Below are 17,708 nucleotides of genomic sequence, written 5' to 3'. Positions count from 1 at the left end.
CCTCGCATCGAGACCAAAGCACGAGTACGCCATGCCGGATCGACAGCCATTGCACCCCGCCCCTGCCGTCTCCGACGGCCGGCGGCTGATGACGATCGCGGCGATCGCGGGGCTCTTCACCCTCTTCGGCCTTGTCGTCGACGGACCGGCGGCATCGCTGCGCGGCCTCGGCGCGATCATGATCGTTCGCGACACGCTTGTGACGGACTATATCGGCATCGGCGGGATCGGCGGAGCCTTTCTGAACGCCGGCGTGCTGACGCTGATCGCCGCAGCGATCTATCGCCTTTCCGGCGCGAAGATCGGCGGCGCGGCGACGGCCTGTCTCTTCCTGGTGCTCGGCTTCGGCCTGTTCGGCAAGAACCTCCTGAACGTCTGGTTCATTGTCGCGGGCGTCTATCTCTATTGCCGCTTCAAGCGCGAACCTTTCGCCGATCACATCAACACGGCCTTCTTCGGCGCGGCGCTGGCGCCGATCTTCACGGAAATCCTGTTCTCGACGACGATCTCCAACGCGGTTGCGATCCCGCTCGCCATCGCCACGACGCTCCTGATCGGCTTCATCCTCGTTCCCGCCGCCGCCCAGCTGTTCCGGGCGCATATGGGCTTCAGCCTCTACAATATGGGCTTCACCGCCGGCATCGTCGGCACGCTCGTCGTCGCCATCTACAAATCCTATGGCTTCGTGCCGGATCCGGTCTTCGTCTGGAGCGCGGGCAACAATCTGCTGCTCGGCATGGCACTCTTCGTGCTGTTCGCGCTGATGGTCGCGCTCGCCGTGGCGCTCGATCGCAGCGCAATCGCCCGGCTGCGCCCGATCTGGCATCTGAGCGGCCAGGCGCCCTGCGACTTCACCGAGAAACAGGGCTTTGCGGCGGCGCTCGTCAACATGGCCTCCACCGGCACGATCGCCACGGCCTATGTCCTCATCGTCGGCGGCGACATCAACGGCCCGACCATCGGCGCGATCCTGACCGTCGTCGGCTTCTCGGCCTATGGCAAGCACGCCTTCAACATCGTGCCGATCATGGCCGGCGTCTTCCTCGGCTCGATGCTGAAACCCTGGGGCGCGGCGGATCCGGCGATCGTGCTCGCCGCGCTGTTCGGCACCACGCTCGCGCCGATCGCCGGTCGCTTCGGCTGGCATTGGGGCATTATCGCCGGCTTCGTCCACTCCTCCGCCGCGCTCAGCGTCGGCTTCCTGCACGGCGGGCTCAACCTCTATAATAACGGCTTCGCGGCCGGCATCGTCGCCGCGGTCATCGTGCCCGTGGCGTTTGCGCTGACGAAGCCCGAGGCCGGCAAGGAAGAGCCGGAGCCGTGAGCGCGGCTCAGCCCTTGCCCGTCTCGAAGCTCTGGCGCGGCAGGAGGAACAGCCAGGTCGTCAGCACGAAGGGCGCCGTCAGGCTGGGTATGCCGATGGGCGCCAGCGCGGCATTGGTCGCCGCCTGGGCCACGACGGTGAACAAGGTTCCGACCAGCGCATAGAGCGCGACGCGTCCGCTCGGCCGATAGAACACCGTGCCGAGCGCCACCGCCGTCAGCACCGGGCTGAAGCCGAAGAGACCGCCGGTCACCAGTTCGCTCTCCGCGCCGAAGAGATGGGCGAAGGCGACGGCGACGATCGCGCCGGCCACGGCGAAGAGCGCAGCGGCGACGGAGTTCACCGCAAGCCCGATCACGAACAGGATCGCCGCGACGAAGCTCGCCTTGAGGAAGACCTGCGAGATGCTCTTCAGCACGGCGCCGAGGAAGGCGATGGCGTCCAGCGGATTGCTCTCGGCGATCGGCAGCACGGCGGGCTCGACGGCGAGCGGCGCTGACACGGCGGAGAAGCCGTGGCTCGCGAGCAGCATGAGCCAGGTGACCAGCACGAAGGGAAAGGTCAGCGCGGCCACCGCGAAGGGCTTGCCCGCTTCGGCGGTCGCGCGGGTCGCGACCACGGAGACAACAGCGCCGAGCAGGACATAAAGCCACAGAAGCCGCCCGGCGGGCAGGAAGGTCGGAAGCGCCAGGCCGACCAAAACGGCATTGTAGCCGAAGAGTCCCGACCGGAGCGCCGCGCCGTCGACGCGCAGCCACAGCGCGGCCAGCGTTGCCGCGACGACGGCGACCACGCCCCCGATCAGCACGGCCGGCGCGCCGGCCGCAATCGATCCCCAGGCGATTGCGGCGAGGAAGATCGCGCCGGTCAGCGGATTGTCCTGGAACATCACCTGGCCGATGCCGCGCAGGCACCAGTCGACGAATGCCAGCACCGGCGAACGGTTCGTCAACCGCCCCCACGCCTTCAGCACCGAATCCATGCGCGCTCCTCCGCGGCCGAGCTTGTCGTCAGAATGACCGCCCGCCCTCCGCAATTCAACGTGTGGCTAACGATGTGCGGAACAGCCGATGCTGCGCTGCGCCAATCCACCGCATGGGCACTTTGGCACCATTGATTTCGGTCAAGGTCAGCGGCCTTATGAAGACGGATTCTAAAGTCCGACGCGACTCAAAGGTGGACCATGATAGATATGGACGTGGTGACACTGGCGCGGCTGCAATTCGCCGCGACAGCGATGTATCATTTTCTCTTTGTCCCTTTAACGCTCGGCCTTTCGTTCCTTTTGGCGATTATGGAGAGCGTCTACGTCATGACCGGCCGGGAAATCTGGCGGCGCATGACGATGTTCTGGGGGACTCTGTTCGGAATCAACTTCGCCATGGGCGTGGCGACCGGCGTGGTGATGGAGTTCCAGTTCGGAATGGACTGGGCCTACTATAGCCACTACGTCGGCGACATCTTCGGCGCGCCCCTCGCCATCGAGGGCCTGATGGCCTTCTTCCTGGAGGCGACCTTCGTCGGCCTGTTCTTCTTCGGCTGGGACCGCCTCTCCAAGGTCGGCCATCTGATCGTGACCTGGCTGGTGGCCTTCGGCGCCAATTTCTCGGCGCTCTGGATCCTGATCGCCAATGGCTGGATGCAGAACCCGGTCGGCGCGACCTTCAACCCCGAGACGATGCGGATGGAGATCGCCAATTTCAGCGATATCCTCTTCAATACCGTCGCGCAGGCCAAGTTCGTGCACACCGTCAGCGCCGGCTACGTGACCGGCGCCGTCTTCGTGATGGGCGTCAGCGCCTGGTTCCTGCTCAGGGGCCGTCATGCCGAATTCGCCAAGCGGTCCATGGTGGTCGCCGCGAGCTTCGGCCTTGCCGGCGCGCTCTCCGCCGTCGTACTCGGCGATGAGAGCGGCTATCTCGCGACCGAGAACCAGAAGATGAAGGTGGCCGGCATGGAATCCATGTGGCACACCGAACCGGCGCCGGCTGCGATCAACGTGATCGCCATCCCCGATCAGGCGCAACGGCGGAACACGTACGAGCTGCAGATTCCGTATCTGCTCGGCATCATCGCGACGCGTTCGCTCGATACGCCGGTCGACGGCATCATGAACCTCTATGAGAATGCCAAGGAGCGCATCAAGAGCGGCATGATCGCCTATGCCGCGCTGCAGAAGGTTCGCGCCGACAAGAACGACGCTGAGGCGCGTTCGCTGTTTGACGCGAACTGGAAGAACCTCGGCTATGGCCTTCTCCTGAAGAAGATCCGGCCGGATGTGGAGAACGCGACCGAGGAACAGATCCAGCAGGCCGCGAACGAGACCATTCCGGAAGTGTGGGTGCTCTTCTGGGGCTTCCGCATCATGGTCGCGATCGGCTTCTACTTCATCGCCTTCTTCGCCGTCGCGTTCTGGGTGGCGTCCCGCCACGAACTCGGAAAGTGGCGCTGGATGCTCTGGGGAGCGCTGGCGACGCTGCCGCTGCCCTGGATCGCGGTCGAGATGGGCTGGCTGATCGCCGAGTTCGGGCGTCAACCCTGGATCATCGAAGGCGTGCTGCCGACTTTCTATGCGGCGTCCAGCCTGACGGTGACCGACCTCATCATCAGCCTCGCCTTCTTCGTCATCGTCTATTCGACGCTGGCGGTGATCGAGGTCTTCCTGCTCCTGCACACCATCAAGAAGGGGCCGGCCGAGCGCGATCCGCTCGAGGACCCGATCGGTGGCGCGAAGGTGCTGCCCATGGCCGCTGCCGCACAGCCCGAGCTCTGAAGGAACGACACGGATGAGCATTCCTCTCGATTATGAGATCCTTCGCCTGATCTGGTGGCTGCTGCTCGGCGTGCTGCTGATCGGTTTCGCGGTGATGGACGGCTTCGACCTCGGCGTCGGCGCCCTCCTGCCCTTCGTCGCCCGCAACGACGATGAACGGCGCATCGTGATCAACGTTGTCGGCCCGGTCTGGGAAGGCAACCAGGTCTGGCTGATCCTCGGCGGCGGCGCGATCTTCGCCGCCTGGCCGGCGCTCTACGCCACCTCCTTCTCCGGATTCTATCTGGCGATGATCGTGGTGCTGTTCGGCATCATCCTGCGGCCGGTCGGCTTCAAATACCGCTCCAAGATCGCTGACCCGCGCTGGCGCGGGCTCTGGGATCTCGGCCTCTTCATCGGCGGCTTCGTCCCCGCGCTGATCTTCGGCGTCGCCGTCGGCAATGTGCTGCTCGGCGTGCCCTTCACGCTCGACGACGTGCTGCGGCCGTCCTATCACGGCTCGTTCTTCGGCCTGCTGACGCCCTTCGCCCTGCTCTCCGGCCTCGTCAGCGTCTCCATGCTGGTCGCCCATGGCGCTTCCATGCTGACGCTGAAGACCGTCGGACCGATCGCAGCCCGCGCCCGCTCCTATGGCCGGATCGCCTCGGTGGTGACGATCGTGCTGTTCGCGCTCGCCGGCCTCTGGGTCGCCAAGGCGCTGCCCGGCTATGTCGTCACCAGCGTGCAGGATACGGTCGGACCGTCCAACCCGATCGGCAAGACGGTCGAGATGCAGGCCGGCGCCTGGATGCTGAACTATGACAAGTATGGCTGGATGATCATCGCGCCGGTGCTCGGCTTCCTCGGCAGCCTGATCGCGATCATCGGCTTCTCGGCCCGTGCGGCCTGGGCGTCCTTCTTCGGCACGGCGATTGCCATCATCGGCATCATCTCGACGGCGGGTCTCTCCCTGTTCCCGTTCCTGCTGCCGTCCTCGCTCGATCCGGCCAAGAGCCTCACGGTCTGGGACGCCTCGTCCTCGCACCTGACGCTGTGGATCATGCTGATCTGCGTCGTCATCTTCCTGCCGATCATCCTCGCCTACACGGCCTTCGTGTATCGCGTGATGCGCGGCAAGGTCACGACCGAGAGCCTCGGCCGCAACCCCAACGCCTATTGATCGGAGAAGACGACGATGTGGTACTTTTCCTGGATCCTCGGCCTCAGCCTCGCCTGCGCTTTCGCGATCCTCAACGCCATGTGGTACGAGCTGCGCGACGATAGCGTGAAGCTCAAGGACGCGACCAAGCGCTGAGGCGCGCGGTCCTTCCCTGACCCGAACATGAAACAAGGCGACGCGTCGCGCGTCGCCTTTTTCGTCAGTCGAAGAAGCCGAGCCGGCGCAGCAGGTACAGCACACCGCCGGACGCGCCGACCGCGATGAAGATGGCGATCAGCGTGCCGTGACCGCCCTTCTCGAGCCAGAGATCGCTCGTATTCATGCCGAATATGCCGGTGACGAGCGTCGCCGGCATCAGCATCGCGGTCAGGATCGACAGCACATAGAGGTGGCGGTTGGTCGTGTTGGCAAGCTTCGCCGCGATCTCGTCCTGCAGGAAACGCGCGCGGTCCTGCACCTCCAGCACCTCCTGGTCCAGTTCCTCGATCCGCCGCGACAGCCGCTCAGCGGCCTCGCGCGAACCGGCATGGCGGGGCTTGTCGGCGTGGTCCTCGGCGAAGTGCCTCAAGATGCCGCGAAAGCCGGCGAGCTGGCGCCGCAGGCGCACCGCCGTGCGGCGCAGCGGTGCCAGGCGACGCGATTCGTCGTGCACGCGATCATCGAGCACCCGATCCTCGATCGAATCCGCTTCCGTCCGCAGTTCCCGCAGCATCTCCGCGATCGCGCCGAGCACCTGCGAGATCATGAGCTCGAACAGCGCCACGGGCCCGCGCACCAGATGGCCGCGGTCGAGGCGCTGGCGCATCAGCGCGGCCGAGCGCACCGGATGCCGCCGCCCCGTCACCAGGAAGCCGTCGCCGAGCACGAAACGCATCGGCGCGGCACGCAGGCTGTCATCCTCCGGATCCTCGATCGTGTCGACGAAGACGCCCCAGAGCGCCTCGTCGTCGCACTCGAGCGAGGGATGCTCGTCGGTCGCGAGCAGCGTCTGCCGCGCCGCCGCCGGCAGGCCCGACAATTTCTCGATCCAGCCGCGCGCGAGCCGATCGACCAGATCGAGATGCAGCCACAGAAAGCTGTCGTCGGGATCGAACAGGTCGAACGGCGCATCGAGCGGCATGGACTGCGCGTGGCCCGACGCCTCGAAACGATAGAGCCAGATCACGCCCGAGACGGGACGTCCCGCCGGGGCTTGAACGGTGAGGGAGGAACTTGTCATCGCGATGATCCGTCGGCCCGCCCGCGATCAAGTGACGGACCCTGCACCGCCGGATCATAGCCAGCTAGTAAGACGGCTATGCGACAGGCCGCGCCGGCGTCAGGAGAGCCGCGCCGGCCTGTTTCGCCCGGCCGCGGCGGCCTCGACCACTTCGGCGGCGATCTCCGCGCTGGTGCGCCCGCCCGTATCCAGGACGCGCTCGATCTCATCGAACGCCGCGAACTGCGCCTCACGCGCCGGGCCCTCGCGCAGGATCGGCTCCAGCGCATCGGCGAGGCGCTCCGGCGTGCAGTCGAGCTGCATCACCTCGGGGATCACCTGCTTGCCCAGCACGATGTTGGCGAGCAGGATCGTACGCGTTTTCAGCGCGAACCAGGCGATGATCGCCTCCCAGTTCGGCAGGCGATAGGCGCCGACCATGGGGATGCGGGCGAGCGCGAGTTCGAGCGTGACCGTTCCGGAGGCGGCGAGCGCCGCATAGGCCGAGCGGAAGGCTGCGCGCTTCACCGCCGGATCCGTCACGATGCGCGGCTTCACCGTCCAGTCCGCGGTCAGCGTCTCGATCCGGCCCTTGAGGCGCGGCGGCGTCGGCAGCACGAGTTCGAAGCGGTGTCCGCGATCCGCCAGGATCGCCAGCGCCTTGCCGAAGAGCGGCGCCATCATCCGGATTTCCTGGCCACGACTGCCAGGCAGGACCAGCAGCAGGGGCGGAGACGCCCGCCGCCGTTCCGCCTCCTCCGCCGAGGGCCGCAGCTCGGCGCGCTCCTCGGAGAGCGAATGGCCGACATAGCGCGTCGGAGGGCCGCCGAGATCCGCCATCACCTTGGGCTCGAATGGCAGCAGGGCCAGCACATGGTCGACGATCGGCGCCAGCGCGCGGGCGCGGCCGGAGCGCCAGGCCCAGACGGTCGGCGCGACATATTTGACGATCGGGATATCGGGCCGCCGCGCGCGCAGGCGGGCCGCGACGCGGTGGGTGAAATCGGGCGAATCGACCAGCACCACGACATCTGGCGGATCGGCGATGATCGCCTCGACGGTCTGCCGCATGCGGCGCAGGATCGTCGGCAGCTTGCCGATGACAGCGGCGAACCCCATCGCCGTCAGGTCTTCCATCGGAAAGAGCGATTCGAGCCCCGCCGCGCGCATCCGGTCGCCACCGACCCCGACGAAGCGCGCGCCACCCTTCCGCGCCGCCAGCGCGTGCATCAGGGGCGCCGCCAGTGCGTCGCCCGATTCCTCCCCCGCGACGAGGAAGACGCGGAGCGGACGCGCCTCGCCCGCCGTCATTCCGCGATACCGTAAATGAAGAGCCCGAGACGATCCGCCTCGCGGACCATCTCCGCCATGCCGACCGCCATGACGCCGCCCGGCTCGACCGCGATACCGGCGAGGCCGGCCTTGGCGGCCATCTCGACCGTGAGACGGCCGATCGACGGCAGGTCGACGCGCCGGTCCTGCCCCGGCTTCGGCGCCTTCACCAGCACGCCGGCACGATCCGGCAGCTTGACGCGGCCGCGCTGGCGCAGCAGCGCGCAGCGCTCGAGCATCCAGTCCGTCCCCTCCGCCGCTTCGACGGCCTGGACGTGGCGCCGCGCCACCACGACGCCCTGCCCGACATCGAAGGGGCCGAGCGTACGCACGACATCGAGCCCGATTCGCGCATCCTCGAGATCCGCCGGCCGGGGCTGCACGCTGCCGAGGACACCGGCCGGCACCAGCAGATCCGGCGCGACCTCATGCGCGCCCATCAGCGCGAAGCCCTGCTCCTCGACGAACTCGGCGAGCCGCGACAGCATGTGGTCGTCCCCGCCGCGCATGGCGGCGAGAATGCGCGGCAGCAGGCGGATCGTCATCAAGTCGAGGCGGATCTGCCACCAATGTGGGCGAAGGACATTGCCGACGATGACGATGTCGTGGCAGCCGCGGCGCCGCAGCAACGAGATCAGCTTCTCGACCGCGCCGAGATGGATCCATTCATGATCATAGCGCTGCACCGAATCCGGATCGGCAAAGCCGCGAATGGCGAACAGCACGACCGGGCGGCCGTCGCGCAACGCGGAGTCGGCGACCGCCATCGGAAACGAGCCGCCGCCGCAAACCAGCGCCAGCGGCGTGGCATCGGCGGCCGCGGGCACGGCCCTACTCCTCGCCGACATCGGCTCCGCTGGCGGCATGCGGCATGGTGATGCGACGCTTGCCACGCTCACGGATGAAGGTGACGATGTGCATGACGTTCTGGTCATCCGCATAGCGTTCGGCCACGCGCTCCACGCGCTCGGCGAACTGACCCTCGGTGAAGAAGAGGTCGCGATAGGCCGCGCGCAGCGCATGGATCGCCGGCCGCCCGAAGCCGCGGCGCTTCATGCCGATGATATTGAGGCCGCCGAGGCCCTCCAATCCCTCGCGCAGCGCGCCGAAGGGAATGACGTCGTGCCAGACCGGGCAGAGGCCGCCGACGATCGCGTGGTCGCCGATGCGCACGAACTGATGCAGCGCGCAGAGACCGCCCATGAAGACATTGTTGCCGATCGTGACGTGGCCGCCCATCGTCGCGCAATTCGCGAGGATGACCTCGTTGCCCAGCGTGCAGTCATGCGCGACATGGACGCCGGTCATCAGGAAGCAGCGATCGCCGATGCGCGTCACGGGATCCGGGCCGACCAGCCCGAAATTCACCGTGACATTCTCGCGGATGACGCAGCTTTCGCCGATGACGATCGAGCCGGGCTGGCCCTTGTAGTGAACCGACTGCGGCGTGCCGCCGATCGAGGCGAACGGGCTGATCGTCGTGCGGGCACCGATCGTGGTGCGGCCGGCGATCGAGACATGGTTCTTCAGCACGACACCATCGCCGAGCGACACATCGCGGCCGACGAAAGTGAACGGCCCGACCTCGACGTCGGCACCGAGACGCGCGCCGTCCTCGACGACGGCGGTGGGATGGATCGTTGTCATGAAACTCCGTTACTGCCCCACCAGCATGGCGCTGATCTCGGCTTCGGCTACCTTGACGCCCGCCACCTTGGCCTCGCTCTGGAAGCGCCAGAGATTGCCGCGGTTCTTGAGCTTGCGCACGTGATATTCGAGCACGTCGCCGGGCTCGACCGGTTTGCGGAACTTGCAATTGTCGATCGTCAGGAAATAGACGAGCTGCGGCTTGCCGGCGCGCGCCGCGAGGCAGATCGCCCCGGCCGTCTGCGCCATGCCCTCGATGATCAGCACGCCCGGCATCACCGGCTTGCCCGGAAAATGCCCCTGGAAATGCGGCTCGTTGAACGTGACGTTCTTGATGCCGATCGCCGATTCGTCGCCGTCGATCTCGATGATCCTGTCGACGAGCAGGAACGGATAGCGATGCGGCAGGAGCTCAAGAATGCGCGCGATATCCGCGCTCGCAAGGCTCTTGCGCCCAAGGCTCTCGGGTGCCTCGTCCATGAGCTTCAGCTCTCCTCTTCGTCGCGGGGGGCGGACTTCAATTCACGCAGCGCCAGCCGGCGCAACGCGAGCTCCTCGCGATACCATTCCTTGATCGGCCGCGCCGGCGTCCCGCCATAGCGCCCACCCGGCGGCACGTCGTCCTTGACGCTCGACGTTGCCGCGACCTGCCCGCCATTGCCGACGCGGGCATGGCCGATGACACCGGCCTGCCCGCCGATGACCACGAAATCCCCGAGCGTGGCGCTGCCGGAAATGCCGACCTGCGAGACGATCACGCAGTGCCGCCCGATGACGACGTTGTGGCCGATCTGGACCTGGTTGTCGATCTTCGTGCCTTCTCCGATGACCGTATCGCGGTTGGCGCCGCGGTCGACCGTCGTGTTGGCGCCGATCTCGACATCGTCCTGGATCACCACCCGTCCGACCTGCGGCACCTTCTGGTGACCGCGCGCGCTCATCAGATAGCCGAAGCCGTCCTGACCGATCCGCACGCCCGGATGCAGGAACACGCGGTTGCCGAGGAGCGCATGCGTCACCGTCGCGCCCGCCCCGATCCGGCAGTCACGGCCGATCCGCACGCCAGGTCCGATCACGCAACCAGGCGCGAGGATGGTTCCGCGCCCGATCTCGGCGCCTGCCCCGACGACAGCGCCCGGCTCGACGGTCACGCCGTCTTCGAGCCGCGCCTCGGGATGGATATGCGCCGCCGGCGAGATGCCGGGCGAAAACAGGGGAGCAGGGCTGAGCGCCGCCGGATAGAGCCGCCGCAGGACGGCGACATAGGCGTCATGCGGCTTGGCGGTCTCCAGCGCGATCACGCCGGCCGGAACGGACGCGACATGACGCGGCACGACGAAGCAGGCTGCCGCCTGCGTCGCGGCCAGAAGAGGAAGATAGCGCGGCCCCTCGACGAAGGTCACGTCGCCGGCCCCGGCTTCGTCCAGCGGCGCGACGCCGCCGATGCGCAATGAGCCATCGCCGGCCGAGGCGATACGGGCGCCCGTGAGAGCGACGAGATCGTCGAGGCTCAGCGAACCTTCCGGCGCGAAGAAGACGGGATCTGCCATCACGCTATCCGATGAAGAACGCCATACCCACAAACGAAGGACCGCCGGAAATCCCGGCGGTCCCGCTTCTGCATTCTATAGGGAAGATCAGAACTGCGTGCCAGCGCTGAAGCGGAAGACCTGCGTCTGGTCGTAGCTGGCCTTGGTGAGCGCCTCGCCGAAGTCGCCGCGCAGGATACCGAACGGCGAGTTCCAGATGATCGAGGCACCGACCGAGGAGCGGATCATCGAGCTGTCCTCGATGTTCAGGTTCTGCAGGCCGTCATACCCAAACAGCGTACCGGCATCCGCGAAGATCGCGCCGCGCAGACCGAATTCCTCCGGCATCAGCGGCAGCGGGAACTGCAGTTCCGCCGTCACATTGTAGTAGGTCGTACCACCGATGGCATAGTTCGACGCGTTACCCATGTAGCGCGCGCCATAACCGTAGGACGCGAAGCCACGGATCGTCTCGCCGCCGCGGTAGAAGTTGTCCAGAACCTGGACATCCTGCCCGTCGAGACCGGTGATGTTACCCGCGCCGGCCTTGATCAAGCCGACCATGTTGGAGTCCGGCATGATCTCCTTGTAGTAGCGCGCATCGACGGTCGAGCGGACGAACTTGCCGTCGCCACCGAGGCCCGCGAAGTCCTGGGCCAACTGCACGAACGTGCCGTTGCGCGGGTTCTGGTAGTTGTCGATCGTCGTGTAGGTCAGGACGTAGCCGACGGACGAGTTGATCCAGGAACCGATCGGATAGAGCTGGGCGAACGCGCCCCAATCCGCGATGTACTGCGAGCCCCACGACGTCACGTCACGCTGAGCGAGCTTGTAGTTGAACTGGACGTTCCACTCGTCGGTGATCGGCAGGCCGAGACGCAGCGTACCACCCCAGTTGTTCTGGTTGTACGGACGGTAGTCGGTCTGCTCCGCCTGATTGTACAGGGCGTCGAAGCCGAAGGACATGCGCCGGCCGAGGAAGAAGGGCTCGGTCCACGACACGTTGAACGTACGGTCCGAGGCACCGCCACCGACCGAGACCTTCAGGAACTGGCCGCGACCGAGGAAGTTCTTCTCCGTCAGCGCAACCGTGGCGATGAAGCCGCCGCCATTGTCCGTCGTGTAGCCGCCGCCGACCGAGAACGAACCGGTCGACTGATCCTCGACATTGACGACGACGATCACGCGGTCGGGCGTGCTGCCCGGCTGGGTCGCGATGTTGACCGTCTTGAAGTAGCCGAGATTCTTCAGCCGGCGCTCAGCCTGGTCGATGAGCGCCTTGTTATAGGCGTCACCCTCAGACATCGAGAACTCGCGCCGGATGACATAGTCACGCGTCCGCGTGTTGCCGCGAATGTCGATCCGCTCGACATAGAGCCGCGGGCCCTCGTCGACCAGATAGGTCACGTTGATGGTGTGCGTCGTGTAGTCACGATCGCCGCGCGGACGAACCTGGGCGAAGGAATGGCCCTGGCTGAGCAGCGCGAGGCTGAGCTTCTCGGTCGACTTCTGGACGAGGTCGGCGTTGAACACCTTGCCGGACTTGGTCAGCACATAGGGCATCAGGCTCGGGCCGTTGATGCTGGCGACCGAGGAGTCGACGGCGACGCTGCCGAAGGTGTAGCGCGGGCCTTCGTCGAGCGTGATGGTGATGTTGTAGCGGTTCTTCTCTTCGTTGAACTGCACATCGGTGTTGACGATGCGGAAGTCGGCATAGCCGTTGCGCAGGTAGAGACGACGGATCATCTCCTCGTCAGCCTGCAGCTTCGCGTCGTCGAACTGGTCGCGCTTCGACAGCCAGCTCGTGAAATCGGTGCGCTTGATCGTCATCACGTCGCGCAGGCGACCGGACGAGAAGGCCTTGTTGCCAACGAAGGTGATCGAGGAAATGCCGGTGCGCGAGCCTTCCGTGATCTTGAAGATCACGTCGGTACGGCCGTTCTCACGCGGAATCGTCTGGACCTCGATCTGCGCCTCGGCGCGACCGTTGCGCTTGTAGGTCTCCTTCAGGCGCTCGACATCGGCGTCGAGCTTCGCCTGGCTGAGGACGGAGCGCGGCTTGGTCTCGACGACCGCCTCGAGCATGTCGTCCTTGAGCTTCTTGTTGCCCTCGAAGCGCACGCTGCCGACGACATTATTCTCGGACACCGTCACGACGAGCGCGTTGCCACGCTGCGCGATCTTGACGTCGGAGAAGAGGCCCGTCGCGTAGAGCGCCTTGATCGACTCGTTGATCTCGTTCGGGCCGAAATTCTTGCCCGGCTGGATCGTGATGTAATTCTTGACCGTCTCGGCATCGAGACGCTGGCCGCCCTGCACGACGATCGAAGAGACCACCGCAGCATGAGCCGCGCCCGGCGCCATGACCGAAACCTGGCCGAAGATCAGGAGCGCTGCGGCCGAGACAACCGCCGCGCGGACGACACCCCGAGTGAAAGTCTTGAGGAAATTCATTGGGTTCAAACGCCCTTCCCGATTCCGACTTCCCAGCCTTTTATTCCCCGAGGCGGATTCGCCCCCAAAAGGCCGACTGACATATCGCTTTGTGGCAGGCTTTCCCCGGCCTCGCAAGCCGAGCCGGAGCATGCCACGCAGGAATTTAACCTTCCGTTGCCATACCGCCACGCCTGGTGACGCGTGACGCTACGGAAGGTGGACGAACGCCCCGAGCCCGGCTCAGAGCGACGTCAAGTGTATGATATCGTTCCATGTTGTGAAGATCATCAACATGACGACGGCCGCGAGGCCGATGCGGAAGCCGATGTCCTGCGCCCGGGCGCTCAGCGGGCGACCGCGCAGCGCCTCGACGGCATAGAACATCAGATGCCCGCCATCGAGCATGGGAATCGGGAAGAGGTTGAGCAGGCCGATGCTGACCGACAGCACGGCGGCCAGATTGACCAGCGCCACGAAGCCGAGCGTCGCGACCTGCCCCGAGACCTGGGCGACGCGAATCATGCCGCCGAGCTCGTCGGTCGATTCCCGGCCCGCAAAGAGCCCGCCGATATAGGAGAAGGTCCGGTCGACCACGAACCAGGTTTCGCGCGCGCCGAGCCACACGGCCTCCGGCACTGAGAAGCGCTGGACCTTCACGTCGGCGGCCGAGCCGTTGCGCGAAATGCCGAGCTGGCCGACGCGGTGAACATTGCCGAATCGGTCGGTGACTTCCTTGCGCTGCGGGGTGGCCGTCAGCGTCAGCTTCTGGCCGCCACGCTCGACGAGCACAGTGAGCGGCGTGTCCGCATTGACGGAAACGACGCGCTGCAGATCGTTGAAGCTCTCGATCGTGGTGCCGTCGATGGCGAGCACGACATCACCGGACTGGAGCCCGGCCTGCTCGGCCGCGCTGCCGGCGACGACCTGGTCGACCCGCGCCGACGTGATCTCGCGTCCATAGAGCGCGAAGATCGCGGCGAAGATGACGATCGCGAGCAGGAAATTGGCGATCGGGCCGGCCGCGACGATGGCCGCGCGCTGCCAGACGCTCTTGCCGAAGAAGGACGAGCGCCGCTCCTCCTCGCTCATCGCCTCGAGCGCGTCGCGGTCCGGCGTGCTCGCCGCATCCTCGTCGCCGAAGAAGCGGACATAGCCGCCGAGCGGCAGGGCCGAGATCTTCCAGCGCGTGCCGTGCCGATCGTTGAAGCCGACGATCTCCGGACCAAAGCCGATCGAGAACGCCTTGACGCGCACGCCGCACCAGCGGGCGACGAGGAAATGGCCAAGCTCGTGGAAGAACACCACCAGGGTCAGCACGAAGAGGAACGGGATGATGTAACCGAGCGTCCCCGTCCCGAAATGACCGATCTGGCCGATGATCTCCATGAGCGACTGCCCCTCCTCATTGCCCGGCCGGAGCCGGCATCAATCCGTGCGGACGCCGTGCCTGCGCCCGATCGCTTCACGCGCCAGCCGGCGGCCTTCCGCGTCCATCGCGAGGGCCGCTTCGACCGATTCGACCGCCTGACCGCCGAAGGCCGAGGCTGCTGCGTCGAGCACCTCGGACACCGTGGCCGCGATCCCGAGGAAGGCGATCGCGCCGCTCAGGAACGAATCGACCGCAACCTCGTTGGCCGCGTTCAATATATTGGTTGCCCAGCCACCGGTTTCCAAAGCGTTGCGAGCAAGCGTAAGCGAAGGAAAACGCTCGAAATCCGGCTTTTCGAAGGTGAGGCTTCCGACCATGGCGAGATCGAGACGCGGCGTTGCGACCGCGCCGCGCCCGGGCCAGCCGAGGCAATGGGCGATCGGAATGCGCATGTCGGCGGCGCCGAGATGCGCCACGACCGAACCGTCGGCGTAAGTGACGAAGCCATGCACCACCGACTGGGGATGAACCAGCACGTGCAGGCGGGACGATTCGACTTCGAAGAGATGATGCGCCTCGATGATCTCGAGGCCCTTGTTCATCATCGTCGCCGAATCGATCGTGATCTTCGGCCCCATCGTCCAGCGCGGATGCTTGAGCGCATCGGCGATGGTGACGGAGCGCATCGCCTCGGCCGTCCATTCCCGGAACGGGCCGCCCGAGGCGGTGATCGTGATGCCTTCAACCGCGCGCACATTGTCGGCTTCGAGCGCCTGGAAGATGGCGTTGTGCTCGGAATCGACCGGCAGGATCTGCGCGCCGTGGCGACGCGCGGTCGCCATGAAGAGTTCACCCGCGCAGACCAGGCATTCCTTGTTGGCGAGCGCGATATCGGCTCCGGCCTCAATCGAGGCGAGCGTCGGCGCGAGGCCCGCCGCGCCGACAATCGCGGCCACGACCAGATCGACCGGCCGGCGCGCCGCTTCCAGGATCGCGGCCGGTCCCGCGGCCGCCTCGATGCCGCTGCCCGATAGCGCCGCCCGCAGCGCCGCCAGCCCGGACGGGTCGTCCAGCACGGCGAGCCGTGCGCCGAGCCGCCTTGCGACGGCCGCAAGCTCGGCCACGCGGCTCTTCGCCGTCACGACCTCGACGATGAATTCGTCCTGGCGCTGCAGGATGACGTCGGCCGTGCTCGCCCCGACCGAACCGGTCGCGCCGAAGATCGAGATCGTCCTCGGCGCCTTGCGCCGGCGCATCATCTCGGCATTGGCCGGACTTCTCACCAAGATAGAATACCCCCGCCGATCGCCTCGGCGCCCTGATGGGCCCAGCCGACGAGGAAGGCGACGACGCCCGCTGCGGCGAGGCCGTCGACCCGGTCGAGCACGCCGCCATGGCCCGGAATGATCGAACTCGAATCCTTGCGGCCGAAACGGCGCTTCAGCGCCGATTCGGCGAGATCCCCGGCCTGCGAGACGAGCACGAGCACGATCAGCAGCATCACGAGGCCGACGCTCGGTCGGACGCCGAGGAGGAAGGCGGCCAGCAGGGCAAAGCCCACGCCGCCGACCAGCCCGCCGATCGCGCCCGACCAGGTTTTCTTCGGCGAGACGCGCGGCCAGAGCTTGGGCCCGCCGATCAGCCGGCCGGCGAAATAGGCGCAGCTATCGGCCGCCCAGACGGCGACCAGGAGCACGACGATGGCCGAGAGACCATCGACGGGATCACGGCGGATCGCGGTGAGCGCGACGCCGAACAGGGCGGCGTAGAAAGCGCCGCCGCCGAGCCAGGGCGAGCGGCCGATGGACGCGCCGACAACGCCGGCGAGCAACGTCAGGATGATACCGGAAAATGGCGAGATCTGCCCGGTGATGATCACCGATGCGGCCACGAAGGCGGCAGGGGCCAGAACGCGCGGATCGCCCGTGAACAGGGCATCGGACGAGCCGACGACGAGCGCCCATTCCAGAAAAAAGAGCACGGCGACGACGCCGACGAGCAGATAAGCCGGCCAGCCACCCCACCAGGCCGCGCCGAGCGCGACGGGAATGAGAACCAGAGAGGAGCCGACCCGAAGGATCAGGTCGCTGCCCACGCGCCGCGTCAGCGGTCCGGAAGCGGCGGGTCCCGAATCAGGATCGGGATTGTTCAAGCCTCCCTCCGGGCGGCGATGCCGCCGAAGCGCCGGCTGCGGTTGGAAAAGTGCTCGAGCGCCTCGACAAAGGCCGCGCGATCGAAATCCGGCCAGAACAGCGGCATGAACAGAAGTTCCGCATAGGCCGCCTGCCAGAGCAGGAAATTGGACAGCCGCATCTCGCCGCTGGTGCGAATGACGAGATCGGGATCCGGCATGAAGGCGGTATCGAGCCGCGCGGCGATCGCCGCCTCGTCCACCGCGTCGGCCTTCAGCGTGCCGGCCGCGACATCGGCCGCGATCCGGCGCACCGCCCGGGTGATCTCGTCACGGGCGCCATAGTTGAACGCGATGACCAGGCAGAGGCCGGTATTGGCCTCGGTCAGCGTCTCGGCCTGCACGAGAAGCGAGCGGATATCGGCCGTGAGCGCCTCGCGATTGCCGATGACGCGGACGCGGACATTGTTGCGATGGAGATCGGCGAGGTCGCGCTGGATGAAGAGGCGCAGCAGGCCGAACAGGAACTGCACCTCGAGCGGCGGACGCGACCAGTTTTCGGAGGAGAAGGAGAACAGCGTCAGGAAGGAGACGCCGAATTCGCGCGAGGCCTCGACGACCGCGCGGACGGATTCCATGCCGCGGCGATGGCCCTCGGTGCGCGAAAGGCCCCTGCCCTGCGCCCACCGGCCATTGCCGTCCATGATGATGGCGACGTGCCGCGGCACCTTCAGCGCCGCTTTCGCGACACCGGACGGTGCCGTGGCGATCCCGGCGCCCAATTCGTCCGCTTTCGAGTTCACGCGCTCC

Annotated in this window: 16 protein-coding genes; 4 read left to right on the top strand and 12 right to left on the bottom strand. The window is 66.5% G+C overall.

Annotated elements, in window-relative coordinates:
- Positions 1–31 precede the first annotated feature (31 nt).
- The gene (locus GGR25_RS00340; RefSeq protein WP_183396752.1) at positions 32–1,324 is read left to right on the top strand and encodes a DUF1576 domain-containing protein; all 1,293 of its coding nucleotides are present in this window, start codon (positions 32–34) and stop codon (positions 1,322–1,324) included.
- A gap of 7 nt (positions 1,325–1,331) precedes the next feature.
- Here the strand turns inward: GGR25_RS00340 and yut are convergent, their stop codons facing one another.
- Positions 1,332–2,306, bottom strand: a complete 975-nt coding sequence (gene yut / locus GGR25_RS00335; protein WP_183396751.1) for an urea transporter — start codon at positions 2,304–2,306, stop codon at positions 1,332–1,334.
- Between the two features lie 201 nt (positions 2,307–2,507).
- Between yut and GGR25_RS00330 the strand changes: the two genes are divergently transcribed.
- From GGR25_RS00330 to cydX, 3 genes are read left to right on the top strand one after another with little or no spacing between them, the layout of a single operon-like run.
- Positions 2,508–4,097, top strand: coding sequence for a cytochrome ubiquinol oxidase subunit I (locus GGR25_RS00330; protein ID WP_183396750.1), 1,590 nt, complete (start codon positions 2,508–2,510; stop codon positions 4,095–4,097).
- 13 nt (positions 4,098–4,110) lie between these two features.
- Entirely contained in the window at positions 4,111–5,256 is a 1,146-nt protein-coding gene (gene cydB, locus GGR25_RS00325; protein WP_183396749.1) for a cytochrome d ubiquinol oxidase subunit II, read from the top strand.
- Between the two features lie 15 nt (positions 5,257–5,271).
- Entirely contained in the window at positions 5,272–5,391 is a 120-nt protein-coding gene (gene cydX, locus GGR25_RS00320) for a cytochrome bd-I oxidase subunit CydX (RefSeq protein ID WP_183396748.1), read from the top strand.
- A gap of 64 nt (positions 5,392–5,455) precedes the next feature.
- On the opposite strand, the gene GGR25_RS00315 is transcribed toward cydX, so the two are convergent.
- The 11 genes from GGR25_RS00315 to GGR25_RS00265 form a co-directional block, all read right to left on the bottom strand.
- Positions 5,456–6,475, bottom strand: a complete 1,020-nt coding sequence (locus tag GGR25_RS00315; RefSeq protein WP_183396747.1) for a CorA family divalent cation transporter — start codon at positions 6,473–6,475, stop codon at positions 5,456–5,458.
- Positions 6,476–6,574: 99 nt separating this feature from the next.
- Positions 6,575–7,765 carry a lipid-A-disaccharide synthase gene (gene lpxB, locus GGR25_RS00310; RefSeq protein WP_183396746.1) on the bottom strand — a complete coding sequence of 397 codons (1,191 nt, stop codon included), beginning with the start codon at positions 7,763–7,765 and terminating at the stop codon, positions 6,575–6,577.
- On the bottom strand, positions 7,762–8,613 hold the full coding sequence (locus GGR25_RS00305) for an LpxI family protein (protein ID WP_343067929.1): 852 nt from the start codon (positions 8,611–8,613) through the stop codon (positions 7,762–7,764). Before GGR25_RS00305 ends, lpxB begins: the two co-directional genes overlap by 4 nt.
- A gap of 4 nt (positions 8,614–8,617) precedes the next feature.
- Entirely contained in the window at positions 8,618–9,433 is an 816-nt protein-coding gene (gene lpxA / locus GGR25_RS00300; RefSeq protein ID WP_183396744.1) for an acyl-ACP--UDP-N-acetylglucosamine O-acyltransferase, read from the bottom strand.
- A 9-nt stretch (positions 9,434–9,442) separates the two neighbouring features.
- Positions 9,443–9,913, bottom strand: a complete 471-nt coding sequence (fabZ, locus tag GGR25_RS00295) for a 3-hydroxyacyl-ACP dehydratase FabZ (RefSeq protein WP_183396743.1) — start codon at positions 9,911–9,913, stop codon at positions 9,443–9,445.
- 5 nt (positions 9,914–9,918) lie between these two features.
- Positions 9,919–10,983, bottom strand: a complete 1,065-nt coding sequence (gene lpxD / locus GGR25_RS00290; RefSeq protein WP_183396742.1) for a UDP-3-O-(3-hydroxymyristoyl)glucosamine N-acyltransferase — start codon at positions 10,981–10,983, stop codon at positions 9,919–9,921.
- A gap of 87 nt (positions 10,984–11,070) precedes the next feature.
- Positions 11,071–13,416 (bottom strand): outer membrane protein assembly factor BamA, encoded by a 2,346-nt coding sequence (bamA, locus tag GGR25_RS00285; protein ID WP_183396741.1) that lies wholly within the window; start codon positions 13,414–13,416, stop codon positions 11,071–11,073.
- A gap of 222 nt (positions 13,417–13,638) precedes the next feature.
- Complete coding sequence (rseP, locus tag GGR25_RS00280) at positions 13,639–14,784, bottom strand: RIP metalloprotease RseP (protein ID WP_183396740.1); 1,146 nt, start codon at positions 14,782–14,784, stop codon at positions 13,639–13,641.
- 39 nt (positions 14,785–14,823) lie between these two features.
- Positions 14,824–16,026 (bottom strand): 1-deoxy-D-xylulose-5-phosphate reductoisomerase, encoded by a 1,203-nt coding sequence (dxr, locus tag GGR25_RS00275; protein ID WP_183397597.1) that lies wholly within the window; start codon positions 16,024–16,026, stop codon positions 14,824–14,826.
- 20 nt (positions 16,027–16,046) lie between these two features.
- Positions 16,047–16,919 (bottom strand): phosphatidate cytidylyltransferase, encoded by an 873-nt coding sequence (locus tag GGR25_RS00270; protein ID WP_246409114.1) that lies wholly within the window; start codon positions 16,917–16,919, stop codon positions 16,047–16,049.
- On the bottom strand, positions 16,916–17,668 hold the full coding sequence (locus GGR25_RS00265; RefSeq protein ID WP_343067968.1) for an isoprenyl transferase: 753 nt from the start codon (positions 17,666–17,668) through the stop codon (positions 16,916–16,918). The genes GGR25_RS00270 and GGR25_RS00265 overlap by 4 nt, the downstream gene beginning before the upstream one ends.
- Positions 17,669–17,708 lie beyond the last annotated feature (40 nt).

The sequence above is a fragment of the Kaistia hirudinis genome (assembly GCF_014196455.1).
Lineage (GTDB): Bacteria > Pseudomonadota > Alphaproteobacteria > Rhizobiales > Kaistiaceae > Kaistia > Kaistia hirudinis.
The sequence above is the reverse complement of the archived record's forward strand: the minus strand, read 5'-3'. Positions and strand labels throughout refer to the sequence as shown.